Source organism: Kitasatospora sp. NPDC057542 (genome assembly GCF_042801945.1).
GTDB lineage: Bacteria > Actinomycetota > Actinomycetes > Streptomycetales > Streptomycetaceae > Kitasatospora.
This window is the reverse complement of sequence record NZ_JBHVFE010000241.1, coordinates 1-13,053: the sequence shown is the minus strand read 5'-3', so window position 1 is coordinate 13,053 and position 13,053 is coordinate 1. Positions and strand designations below refer to the sequence as shown.

The following is a 13,053-nucleotide window of genomic DNA, read 5'->3' as shown; positions in this document are numbered from 1 at the left end:
GCTCAGAACCCGGAGGTCAGGAGCGCGGCGGAGCGGGCAGCACGGCCGTCCGCAGGGTCGGGATGTTCCACTGCTGGTTCGCCTCGTACTTGCAGCCCCACAGTTGGAGCCGGGCGCCGCTGGTCGCCTGCCCGAACGGAAGGTCGAGGCAGCGGCCGGAGGCCGGGTGGTACAGCGCGCCGTTCGCGAGCGGGATCCACTTCTGCGCCGCGGTGCCGTCGCAGGTGCGGTACTCCAGCTGCGTGCCGTCGGCCGTGCCGGCGTTCACCGTGGCGATGCACCCGCCCTTGACCCGGACGGTGCCGTCGTTTCCGAACGCGAGCTGCTGCGCCTCGGTGCCGTTGCAGCTCGCCAGCATGATCGGGTTGCCGTTGGCGGTGCCCGCGTTGATGTCGTCGACGCACATGTTCGAGTCGACGCCCGAGCGGACGACGCTGGTCGCGCCCGGCGCGGTCGGAGCCACCGCGAACGGGTAGACGGCGGTGCTGCTGATGCTTCCGTCGAAGCTCGTGGACGGCTTGGACTGGTACTTGTACCGGCCCAGCGTGAACGGACCCGAGGACGACGGGCTGGTGCCGGCGCGGTGGACCTTGGTGCCGGCCAGGACGCCGTCGACGTAGAGCGACATCGCTCCGGTGTCGGCGTTGTAGGAAGCGGTCAGCCGGGTCCAGACACCGAGCCAGGTCTGGGCGGCGGCGTTCTGCGTGTCGGTGTAGTCGTACGACCAGGTGTCGTCGTCCGCGTTCGCCAGGGCGAAGTGCCAGTTCATACCCGGGCCGTCGGTGTAGAGCAGGAAGTTGCTGCTGTGCCCGGTCTCCTGGCTGGCAAACACACCACCGCCCGGGCCGGACTTGGCCCAGGTGGAGACGGTGAAGCTCTTGCGGGTGTCGACCACCGGCCCCGTCATGGTGATGTTCGAGCCGGCGCCGGGGGTGAAGGCACCCACGGTGGCCGACCGGCCGTCCACGGTGTCCGCGACCCAACCGACGTTCGTGGCCCACCCGTCGGCGCGCTTCTGGCCGTCCCGGACGGTGTTGGTGCCGTCGGGCGCGGCCAGCCAGTTGCCGGCGGGGCGGTTGAGGTTGCCGAGTGCGACCGGGGTCTTCTCCAGGCCGGTCACCGTCGGGCCGCTGTTGGCGTCGGGCGCCTTGGTGCCGAGGCCGGCCCAGGCGACCAGCTGGTTGTTGGTGTCCACGGCCCAGAGGTCCGGGATGCCGTCACCGGTGATGTCGCCGTTGGAGCCGACCTTCGGGTACAGCTTGGGGTCGACGCCGTTGGCAAACCTGCCCGTGGCGGGGTCGGCGAAGGCAGAAGCGTCGAAGGTGTTCCCGGGAGCCGGAGTCAACTGGTATGCGTGGATGGTGCCGTCGACCTTCGAACGGGCCCACGCGGTCGGGATGTTCGTTCCCTTGGTCGGCCCGGGGGTGATCAGCTCGTAGTCATCCCAGGTCTGACTTTCGGACAGGAGGATGGCGGGCCCGTCGAGGAACTTGTTGTTGTCCTGGAGGTTGAGCCACAGCCGACCGTGTTCGACGAAGAGCAACGATGAGGACGGCAGGCCGGCCATGCTGGTCCCGGGGTCGCTCGGGGTGTCACCGGTGGGTGACCCGAACGCCGCAATCTGGGTCACCGCAGACCAGTCGCTACCGTTGCCGTACGTCGCGCAGTTGTTGATCGGCGTGTTGTCGGGCAGAACGCACGTGCGGCTCTTGTTCAGTCCGGATGCCGACTGACCGTCGAGATGCCCGGTCGTGTTGTCGTTGGTGTACAGGTAGAGCTTGGCGGCCCCGGGCACGTGCGCGACCAGGTCGTCGACGTTCCGAGCGCTGAACGAGCCTCGGTGGGTGATCTGGATGGTGCTCCAGTCGTTTTTGCCGGGCGCTCCAGGCACCGAGGCCGGAACGGCGCTCGGAGCGGTGTACGGGTCGGTGTTGGCACCGACCAGGCGCAGTGAGCCGGTGCCGTCCGGCAGCAGGACGTCGGCCTTCCGGTCGCCGTCGATGTCGCCCATGATCGGGTCGCCGGCGGCGGGGTTGCTGGGCACGAAGAAGGTGTACGCGACCGGCTGGGACATGTTGCCGGCGTTGTCCTGGGTCTGCAGGTAGAGGAAGTTCGTCCCCCAGTGGTTGGCGGTGTACTTCAGCTGGAAGCTGCCGTCGCCGTTCATCTTGACGACGTTGCCGCCGTCGTTGCAGTTCCAGCCGGTGGCCGCGGCCTGGATCGGGTCGGTGGTCCAGCGGGCGCAGGCAAGGCCGGAGGAGCGGCCGCCGGTGGCCGGGGCCGGGTCGGTGCCGGTCAGGGTGAAGACGCCCTCCTCACCGACGCGCTTGGGGTGCCCGCCCAGGGTGCCCGACTCGGGGAAGTCCGTCGAGGTGATGCGGGCGGTCGGAGGGGTGCGGTCGACGCGCAGGAAGCACATCGGGCTGTTGTCGCTGGTGAGCGTGCCGTCGGTGGTGGAGGCGAACCAGCCGTACTGGTGGCCGTCGATCAGCGACCCGACGCTCGCGTTCTTGCGGCCCGAACTCGCCGCCCAACCGGTCTCGTAGAGCTTCGAGGAACCGTTGTCGTCGTCGTCCCAGATCTTGAACGCGGTCCAGAGCTGCTCGCCGGTCGGTGACCAGGTGTCCACGCTCAGGTTGATGTCGGTGTTGATCCCGACCCAGCCCGGGTTGTCCCAGGAGTTGATGGTGCCGGGGGTCTGGCACTGGCTGTACGCCGCGTCACGCGCGAAGCCCGGCGGCGGGCTGGTCGCGGGGTCGCCGATGTGGGGCGTGAAGTCGTAGGTCACGACGACGTGTGGGTTGTTGGCGAACCGCTGGTGGTAGTACTTGTTGCCCTCGTCGTCGGGGGCGAACATGAAGGTCCAGCCGTCCCAGTGTTCGCGGGCGGCCTGCACCATCTGGCTGTAGACGTCGAACTCCTTGCCGCCGCCGCCCTTGATCCAGTTCGTGCCGACCTTGGCGCAGTTCGACGGCTGGGGACAGGGCTGGGCGTTCCAACGCGTCCACTGGTTGATCGGGTTGCTGTTGGCCGACCCGGTCGAGTAGAGGCCCATCGGGGTGGGGGTCGAGGGGCTGGACGACTGGGCGACGGTGGCGTAGAGCTTGGCGGTGAGGACGGTCGAGTCCCAGAACGCCGAGTTCAGGCCCACCTGGAAGTAGGCGCGCTCCTTGCCTTCCTTCTCACAGCGGTTGTTCGTGTCGATGTAGCCGCAGTAGCCGGCCGCCGGGGTGTCCTGGCCGTACTGCGTGCCGTTGTACTCCGGGGTGTCGGGGTAGGCCGACTGCACCTGGGCCCAGGCCTGGGTGCCGTTGTCGACGCTGGGGTTCCAGCCCGGGTCGATGAACCAGGGGCCGGTTCCCTGCCCGAGGACCGAGCCGTCCGGCACCAGGTCGATGCCGCCGCCGCTGACGGTGGTGGCGACCGGTGCGGTCCGGGCACCGGGGCCGGGAGCCTTGCTGTCGGACCCGGCCGCGGCCGCGGCACCGTCCGCAGCGGGCACCGCGGCGGACTTGGCCGCGACCGTGGGTTGCGCGGCCGGGGCCGTGGAGGAGTCCCACATGACCGGCGTCGGCGCGGTGAAGCGGGCCTTGCCGGAAGCGTCCTCGGCCGACAGGTTCCCGTTGGCGTCCGCCTTGACGGTCAGTCCGTCGGCGGTCGTGTCGAGGTGCAGCTTCTTGATCTTCGGATCGGCGGCCGCCTGTGCGGTGCGCACGATCAGGACCTGGCGCCAGCCACCGGCGGGGGTGGCGCTCAGCTCCAGGTCGACGTCGGGCAGGACGGAGCGGTAGAGCGCGCTGTTGCCGGCGAGTTCGGGCTTCGGCAGGGTGAACGGCGCCTTGATCGACAGCTTCTTGCCGTCGGCTGTCGCCATGGTGGCCAGCGGTCCGCTGCCGCCACCGGAGAAGGTGAGGCCGGAGGGCACGGCGGTGGGAACAACCGTGCCGTCGGGGTTGGTCCGCAGCGTCGCGTCCACGGCGCGCCAGGTGCCGTCGGCGTTCTTGACCCGCTCCACCACAGGGGAGGAGTCGGTGGTCACCGTGCCGTCCGCATTGGCCGTGGTCTGGCTGCCGCCTGTGGTCATGGAGTCGACCACGACAGGCTTTCCGGTGCTCTTCGCCTTCGCCTGGGCGGCGCGGATGGCCTCGGTCTGTGCCGAGCGGGAGTCGGACTGCCCCTTGGCCGGAGGCGTCGGCCAGGAGGCGTCGGCGGGACCGTGGTTGCGGTCGGCGGGAGCCGCCACCGCGATACCGGGCGCCGCCAGCAGCCCTGCGCCGAGGGAGAGGACTGCCGTGCAGGCGAGCGGCAGGAGGCCTGTGCGGAATGTCCGGGATCTCACAGGCCGTCCGGAGCCGGATGGAGACGGAGGATGTGATGTCGACATGAAGGCCCTGTCGTCAGTGGTGATGTGATCAGGAATCAGGCGCACGCTGCCTTCACGTTTGCTTCGCTGTCAAAGCGTTTTGTCGACAAGCTGTCCGACTTGTCAGGGTGATGACACATTGCTCTGCGAGTGATGTTGATCACACATTTCGCTTTTACATCTTTCCCACCTTCGATAGGTCGTGTGCCCCTAGGGTGCCGGAGGCCTGCAGCGATGCGGTCGACGCGATTCAATTTCCGGCAAAGTGTGGGGGGATCAGTTGTCTCGTCCTGTCCGCTTGTTCACCCGCCCGCGAAGTTTGCGGGTGGCCGTGGTGGCGGCTTTGGCCGTCACCATGTCCGTGGTGACGCTCCCTTCGGTCGAGGCGGTCGCCCAAGCGGCGTCCCCTCCCGAGGTGTGGGTGCCACCGAATACGCCGGTTCCGGACGCCCAGCCGGTGAAGGGCGCTGACGGCAAGCCCGCCGGCCACACGCCGGACCCGGGCAAGAAGTGGTCGCCGCCGGCCGATTCCAGTACGCCTTCCGGCAGCGCCACCGCCGTCCTCGGCGGTGCCGGTGCCGGTGCCGCGATGGCGCCGATGGCGGCTGACGCGACGCCGACCAGCGTGCCCGTCCAGGCCGGGTCACTGCCGGTCTGGATCGCTCCGGCGCCCGGTGCGAAGCCGGCCGCCCTCTCGGCGCCGGCCGCCAAGGACGCCTCCTCGGCGCTCCAGTCCCCGGCGCTCCAGATCGAACTGGCCGACCAGGCCCGGACCAACGCTGCGGGTGTGAACGGCGCCCTGCTGGGCGTCACCGACACCGGCGAGGGTGCCGGGGCCGGCCGGGTCCAGGTCGGGATCGACATCCAGGCCTGGGCGAAGAACGCCGGTGCCAACTGGGCGTCGCGGGCCCGGATCGTCCAGCTGCCCGGCTGCGCGCTGACGACTCCGGGGGCCGCCGGCTGCGGCACGCGCACCCCGGTGCCGTCGCACCGGGACGGGTCCACCGGCCGTCTGGTGGCCGAGGTCGACGTTCCCCAGTCGAACCAGGGTGCCGTCGCCAAGTCCCTTGCCGCCGGGGCCTTCGGGAGCCCGGCCACGGCTTCCCCCACGGTGGCGCTCGCCGTCGAGGCGGATGCCAAGGGCGGCGGCGGTGACTTCACCGCCTCGCCGATCACCCCGTCCGCCTCCTGGCAGGCCGGTGCCAACGCGGGCAACTTCACCTACGGCTACACCGTCGAGCTGCCCTCCGCGCTGGCCGGCCCCGCCCCCGACGTCTCGCTCGGCTACGACTCCTCCTCGGTGGACGGCAAGACCGCGTCCACCAACGCCCAGCCGTCCTGGATCGGCGAGGGCTGGGAGTGGCACCCGGGCTCCATCGTCCGCGCCTACAAGGGCTGCAAGGACGCCGGCATCGACAAGTCGGGCGACCAGTGCTGGGGCGGCGACCTGCTCCAGCTCTCGCTCGCGGGCCACGCGGGCCAGCTGGTCAAGGACGACAAGTCCTGCGAGTGGCACCTCCAGGGCGAGGACGGCACCAAGGTCGAGCGGCTGACCGGCCAGAACAACGGCGCCTGGAACGGCGAGGCCTGGCGGATCACCACCACCGAGGGCACCCAGTACTACTTCGGCGCCAACCACCTGCCCGGTGGCGACGGCACCGACCAGGCCAGCAACTCGGTTTCCACCGTGCCGATCTACTGGCCCGGCGGCCAGGACCCGTGCCTGAAGACCGGCTCGCCGGCCACCAACTCCTGGAACCAGATGGGTTGGCAGTGGTCTCTGGACTACGTCGTGGACCCGCACCAGAACCTGATCAGCTACCGGTACGACCAGGAGCAGAACTACTACGCCCGGGGCGGCGGCCAGAACAACGGCAACGGCACCCGGACGCAGTACCAGCGGGCGAGCTATCCGACCTGGGTCGGCTACGGCCAGCGCCTGCCCGACCAGATCGCCGCCAAGGGCAAGGCCAACCCGGCCGCCCAGGTGTGGTTCCGCACCGCCGAGCGCTGCCTGCCGGACAAGGACTTCACCTGCGACCCGTCCCTGCGGACCAAGGCCAACGCCAAACGCTGGCCGGACACCCCGGTCGACCAGAACTGCGACGCGACCGGTGACTGCACCGTCTACTCGCCGACCTTCTGGTCCACCAAGCGCCTGACGAAGATCGACACCGAGGTCTGGGACGGCACCAAGTACCGCCCGGTCGACTCCTTCGCCCTCAACCAGTCCTTCCAGGACCCGGGTGACGGCACCTCGCCGTCGCTCTGGCTGGACTCGGTCCAGCGCACCGGCAGCAACAACCGCACGCCGATCACCCTGCCGGCGGTGTACTTCCAACCGCTGCAGATCGCCAACCGGGTCGCGGGCCAGATCGTCCAGCCGGACGGCACCTCGGCCTCGGTCGAGCCGTACAAGCGTCCGCGCATCCAGAAGATCACCACCGAGACCGGCGGGCTGATCAACGTCGTCTACCGGCCCGCCGAGTGTTCGCGCGAGGCCGGCGGGAAGATGCCGGCGTCCGAGGACAGCAACACGATGGCCTGCATGCCGGTCAAGTGGTACCTGCCCGGGCAGACCGCGCCGGACCCGGTCAACGACTGGTTCAACAAGATCATCGTGAAGTCGGTGACCCAGGAGGACTCGGTTGCCGGCGGTCAGCCGGCGCTCGTCACCGACTACGAGTACGGCGGTGGCGCGGCCTGGCACCGAAACGACTCCGAGATGGCCGACTCCAAGTCCCGCACCTGGGACCAGTTCCGCGGGTACGCGACGGTCACCACCCGCAGCGGCAGCGGCAGCGATGTCGAGGCGCCGCGCACCAAGTCGGTCGCGACCTTCCTGCGCGGCATGGACGGCGACGTCCTCGCCAACGGGACGGCCCGGCAGGTGTCCGTGACGGACGCGCACGGCGGCACCATCAAGGACGAGAACGTCCTGGCCGGATTCATCCGCGACTCCGCCACCTACAACGGCGAGAACGGTGAACTGCTGTCCACCGTGGTCTCCGCGCCGTGGGTCGGTCCGATCACGGCCACCCGCAACCAGTCCGGCGGCATGCCCGCGATCACCGCCCGGGCTGTCAACGTCCTGAAGGTGACCAACCGCGAGAAGCTGGCCAACGGCAGCTGGCGCACCCGCGAGCGCTCCACCACGTACGACTCGACATCGTTCGCCCGGCCGCTGACGGTCTACGACAACGGCGACGTTACCCACCCCGAGCAGCTGCTCTGCACCTCCTTCGAGTACGCCACCGGCCCCGGCGGCGCGCCGACGCAGCTGGCCTCGCGCACTCTCGTCCTCAAGGGGGCCTGCGGCCAGACCGCGACCAAGGACAACACGGTCGCCGACACCCGGACCTACTTCGACAACCTGGCGCTCGGCCAGGCCGGAGCGAAGTCCGAGCAGACCTCGACCGAGGTCCTGGAGCGCTACGACGCGGCGGGCGAGCCGGTCTACCGGGCCACCGCCCGGGCGAGCTTCGACGACTACGGCCGGGTCATCAGCACCGTCGACCCGACCCGCACCGACGCTGCCCACCCGACCGGCGCCGAAACCAAGACCGCCTACTCGCCGGCCACCGGCCAACTGCCCACCCAGGTGACCCACACCAACCCGCTGGGTTGGCAGACCGTCAGCACCCTTGACGTGGGCCGCAGCTCGGCGCTCAAGATCACGGACGAGAACGGCCGGATCAGCGAACAGGAGTTCGACTCCCTCGGCCGCGCCGTGGCCGGCTGGAGCCCCGGCAACGAGCGCGCGACATATCCGGACCGCCCCAACCGCAAGTTCTCCTACTCAGTCAACGGCAGCAAAGCACCCTCACAGGTCCTCAGCCAGGCGCTGATGGGAGACCTGGAGACCTACACCTCCAGCTTCACCATCTACGACGGCCTCGGCCGGATCCGCCAGACCCAGGCCAGCACCCCCTCGGGGGCCACCGGCCGCATGATCACCGACGCGCTGTTCGACTCGCACGGCTGGCAGATCAAGACCAGCGCCGTCTACTACAACGACCAGGCGCAGCCCAGCGGTCAGCTCTTCCTGCCCAACGGCGGAGTCGAGCCGGACGGCAAGATCCCGTCCCAGAGCGTCCAGAAGTACGACGGCATGGGCCGGGTCACCGACTCGATCTTCCAGTCGTACGGTGTCGAGCAGTGGCGGACCCACACCGACTACCTCGGCGCCGACGAGGTCCGCACCACCCCGCCGGCCGGCGGCTACGCCACCGCGACCGTGTCGGACGCCCGCGGCAAGACGATTGCGCTGCGCCAGTACAAGGCCAACACCCCGACCGGTGCGTACGACGAGACCACCTACGGCTACACGGCGGAGGGCAAGGAGGCCTGGCGCAAGGACGCGGCCGGCAACCAGTGGACGTACGAGTACGACCTGCTGGGCCGGCCGGTGAAGTCCACCGACCCGGACTCGGGCACCGGGACGACGGCGTACGACGACAGCAAGAACCTCGTCACCGTCACGGACTCCCGTAGCAAGAGCGCCACCAGCGTCACCGACCTGCTCGGCCGTACCGTCGCGGCCTACGAGGGCACGGCGGTCGACTCGACCAAGCAGGTCGCCGCCTGGACCTACGACACCCTGGCCAAGGGCAAGCCCACCTCCTCGACCCGCTACGCGGCCGGTGCCGCCTACACGTCGGAGATCACCGGCTACGACATCGGGTACCGCGAACTCGGTGCCAAGACCACCATCCCGGCAGTGGAGAAGGAACTCGCCGGCGTCTACCAGACCGACAACACGTATGACGAGGCCGGTCGACTGACCAGCACGTTGATGCCGGACGTGGCCGGCATGGGCCGGGAGAAGCTGACGTTCGCCACGGACGTCGTCGGTCAGTTCGGAGGACTCACCAGCATCATCGGTTCCGCCAAGAACACCTTTGTGGCCGATGTCCGGTACGACCCGTACGGCCGGCCGTACCGCACCACCGTGGGCCGAGCCGGTGCGCAGGTGGTCGCCACCATGCTGATCGACGACGCCACCGGCCGGGTGACGCGCTCGATCGTGGACAAGCAGACCGCCGAGACCGCTCACATCGACTCGGTCGACTACACCTACAACCCCCTGGGCCAGGTCACCTCGGCCCGCAACGCTCAGGACGGCCAGGTCGCCGACCTGCAGTGCTTCACCCACGACTACCTCGGGAGGCTCACCCAGGCCTGGACCGACACCGGCACCCAGACCACCAAGCCGCAGCCGAACGTTCCCGGCGTCGGGGCCTGCACCAACACCGACGGCCCGTCCGTCAGCGGCGGCAAGCCGAGCGTCGGTGGCCCGGCCCCGTACTGGCAGCAGTACGAGTACGACCTCATCGGCAACCGCACCAAGCTGGTCCAGAAGGACGTCACCGGTGACGCCACCAAGGACGTCACCACCACCCAGACCTTCGGCACCGGCCCCAACACCCCGTCCTCCGACCCGAAGACGGGCGGCGGCACGGGCGGTCCGCACGCGCTGATGAAGTCCACCGAGACCGGCCCGGCCGGCACTGCGGTGACCTCGTACACCTACGACGCGGCGGGCAACACCACCTCGATCACCGACACCCCGGGCACCAGGACGCTGACCTGGAACGCCCAGGGCAAACTCGACCAGATCACCGGCACCAGCCAGAGCGGCGCGACCAGCTACCTGTACGACATCTCGGGTAACCAGCTGATCCGTCGCGACCCCGGCAAGACCACGCTCAACCTGGGCGCGGACCAGATCACTCTGGACACCACCACCAAGGTCGTCACCAATGTCCGCAGCTACGCGGCGCCCAACGGCCTCTCCATCACCCGCACCACCACCAACGGAACGTCCAAGCTGGCCTACCAGGGCGCGGACCCGCACGGCACCAACGGCGTCCAGTTCGACTCGGGGACCCTCGCCCACGTCCGCCGCCCCACCGACCCCTTCGGCAACGAGCGGGGCACCCAGCCTGTTGGGGGCGTCTGGGCCGGAGACAAGGGCTTCGTCGGCGGCACCAAGGAGAAGTCGACCGGCTTCACCCTCCTCGGCGCCCGCGAGTACGACCCCAAGACGGGCCGCTTCATCAGCCCCGACCCGATCGTGGACGCCGGCGACCCCCAACAGTGGAACGCCTACGCGTACGCCAACAACAGCCCCATCAACAAGTCCGACGCCAACGGCCTGAAGGTCGGGTGCGACACGGCGGCGGAGTGCGAGAATAACCGGACGGAGCGGATCGACCTCCCGTTCGGCCTTCGCGACACGCCCACGCCTGAAGCGCAGAAGGCGGCTGGCGACCTGGACACCGCGAACAAGGCGGTCAACGAGAACAAGCGCAAGCGCGACGAGCTCGTACACAAGGTCGTCGACATCATCGGCGATCTGATCGGCTTCAACGACGCCCGCGACTGCTTCACCAAGGGCGACGTGATGGGCTGCATCAACACCGCCCTCAACGTGCTGCCCTGGGGCAAGATCTTCAAGGCTATTAAGGTCGGCATCCAGGCACTCAAGATCTACAAGGAGATCGAGAAGGTCTACACCGCCATCAGATCTGGCGAACGCGCGGCCCGGGAAGCCGAAGCAGCCCTCGTCACCGCCAAGACCGCAGCAGCCGAAGCCCGAGCAGCCGAAAGAGCGGCAGCCAAGGCAGCGGAAGAAAAAGCAGCAAAGGAAGCCGCACCAGATGCGCCCGGCACGGAGCCGACGGCAACCAAGGCCGAGGCGGACGCACCGAAGGTCGAGGCGTGCAACAGCTTCCCGGCCACGACCCTGGTTCTGATGGCGGACGGCAGCGCCAAGCCCATCGGCGATGTGCATGATGGTGACGTCGTCATGGCGACCGACCCGCAGACAGGGGAAACCCGTCCCGAGACTGTCAGCACCACCATCACCACCCCCGACGACAAGGACTTCACCGACCTCACCCTCACCGACGACGCCAGCCCGCGCGGCCCGCCGGCCGACGACCAGGCGAAGATCACTTCCACCTATCACCACCCCTACTGGAGCGAGACCCGTCAGCAGTGGGTCGACGCCGGCGAACTGACCCCTGGTGAACACCTCCGCCAGCCCGACGGCACCACCCTCACCGTCCAGTCCGTCCGTAACTACCCCTACGCCGTCACCACCCATAACCTCACCGTCGAACAGCTCCACACGTACTATGTTCTGGCTGGCGCCTCCCCGGTTCTCGTACACAACTGCGGATATGAGAAAGAAGCAGCTGATGCGCAAGCGCGGGCCCAGTCGCTCAAGGAGCAGTGGACGGCCTCGACCGGGTACAACGGCGGCACTGTCGCAGTGATTGGTGTGCGGAATATTGAGACGGGCGAAATTATCAATCGGATCGCCGTGAACGGCAATAGGAATATGCCGAAGTTTATCTCGGGTGCTGGCGAAGAGTTCATCAAGGGGCATGGGCATGCGGAGCAGACCATTTTCCGGAGCCTCGCTGCCAACGAGGAGGTGCTGTATGGTGGCACCTCGAGAAACGTCTGCATGAAGACCTGCCTCCCCTTCGTGCGAAGTTGGGGTATGCGGCTCGGTGGCCCAGTCTTCCGTGGTGACGATTTCAAGACCGCGCACCGCATGTTCTGGCGAACCTGGCGATATTAGGAAGTTCTGAAATGGCGATTAAGGGTTATGGGGAAAGCCTGGGGGAGCCTTCCGGCATCGAACAGGCTGTGTTCGATGGCTCTGAACTCATGGAGCGGCCTGGGTTCTGGGCGGCTTACTTTCTGAGCCAGTCGATCGAGGATGACGTCCTCCTCGCCGAAGCTTGGGGTGTAGAACCAGTCGTAGTGCGAGGTATGCAGGAGCTTCTGTCCACGCCGAGCGCGTGGCCCGTATTCGAAGTCAGTATCCGCAACGGTGCGAAGCTCGTCGTGGTCTATCGGAATCTCGAAGATGATCCGGGCGTGGACTATCTGGTCGTCCCCAGGGCCGATCAGGGTTGCATCAGGATTGCCACCCTGGAAGGCGAGTATGAAGGGCCGGGGATCTCCTGGCGCGAACTCCTTGCCGTGGCGCAGCTCTCGGCCGATCCGATGGATCAGGCCAAGGTGCTGCTGTTGTTGGCGCCGATGCTAGGGGATGTTGAGGCTGCGACCGGGGCTGGCCTCGCCATTCTGTCGGCGGCGCTGCGAACGGTAGGCGGCGTGGGGGATATCGAGAGTGTTGCCGAGCTCATCGCTGCCGAGAACCTGCAGTGGGAGCCTGCACAGTGGCACACCACCAGCGAGGGCCTGACTGTCTGCGACTCCGAGTCGAGCCCTCGGAATCCAGGCAGTGTCAACGCGCTGGCATCCGCAGACCTGCGTACCGTCTCTGATTTGCTGGCTATCTGAACCAGTGGCCAACGTTGGCCATCGTCGTGTCGCGCGGCACGGTCGGGCCGTTACGCCCGATTCAGGACTGGGGAGTCTTGAATCGGGCGTTGCCAAGAGAGCACAGGAGTCGCGAGTGGCCGCTTACCTGGACCGTGAGGGAGCAGAGGGGATGGTGGTGCCGGTGCAGGATTCGCCGTTGCTACCGCCAAGACAGCCGCCCTCCGAGTAGCTGAAAGGCGGCAGCTAAAGCCACAGAAGACAAAGCAGTAAAGAATCAGCCTCCGACGCAGGAGGAACAGATCTCAAGGCGGTAGCCAAGGAGGCTGCCGAACCGGCAAGCACCAGCTGTCTGTGGAGCTCGAAGCTAGATGCCCACCCCGCTT

General features: G+C 68.1%; 3 protein-coding genes. 2 read left to right on the top strand and 1 reads right to left on the bottom strand.

The genetic code is table 11. The annotated features are described in order from the left end of the window. Nucleotides 1-16 precede the first annotated feature (16 nt). Nucleotides 17-4,339, bottom strand: coding sequence for a ricin-type beta-trefoil lectin domain protein (locus ACFU7Y_RS26535; protein ID WP_380769872.1), 4,323 nt, complete (start codon nucleotides 4,337-4,339; stop codon nucleotides 17-19). Nucleotides 4,340-4,718: 379 nt separating this feature from the next. On the opposite strand from ACFU7Y_RS26535, the gene ACFU7Y_RS26530 reads away from it, so the two are divergent. Together ACFU7Y_RS26530 and ACFU7Y_RS26525 are read left to right on the top strand one after the other, a co-directional pair. Continuing rightward, a complete protein-coding gene (locus ACFU7Y_RS26530; protein ID WP_380769874.1) occupies nucleotides 4,719-11,957 on the top strand; it encodes an RHS repeat-associated core domain-containing protein in 7,239 nt (2,412 codons plus the stop codon). Nucleotides 11,958-11,968: 11 nt separating this feature from the next. Further along, entirely contained in the window at nucleotides 11,969-12,688 is a 720-nt protein-coding gene (locus ACFU7Y_RS26525; protein ID WP_380769871.1) for a hypothetical protein, read from the top strand. Nucleotides 12,689-13,053: the final 365 nt, after the last annotated feature.